We start from the raw sequence: 331 nt of genomic DNA on the forward strand, positions 1-331 counted from the left end.
TTAACTGGAAGCCACTTCTGGACTACAAGGGTTTCTAATCCTGTTTGATACCCACACTTTCGAGCATCAATGTCAGTTGCAGCTTAGTAGGCTGCCTTCGCAATCGGAGTTCTTCGTGATATCTAAGCATTTCACCGCTACACCACGAATTCCGCCTACCTCAACTGTACTCAAGACGACCAGTATCAACTGCAATTTTACGGTTGAGCCGCAAACTTTCACAACTGACTTAACAACCCGCCTACGCTCCCTTTAAACCCAATAAATCCGGATAACGCTCGGATCCTCCGTATTACCGCGGCTGCTGGCACCTCCAGGATTGCAGGTACCC

Annotated in this window: 1 rRNA gene; it reads right to left on the reverse strand. The window is 48.6% G+C overall.

The window, feature by feature from the left end:
- Positions 1-331: ribosomal RNA gene (locus NATSA_RS15330) — 16S ribosomal RNA — on the reverse strand; the annotation flags it as partial.

This window comes from Natronogracilivirga saccharolytica, assembly GCF_017921895.1.
GTDB classification, from domain to species: Bacteria; Bacteroidota; Rhodothermia; order Balneolales; family Natronogracilivirgulaceae; genus Natronogracilivirga; species Natronogracilivirga saccharolytica.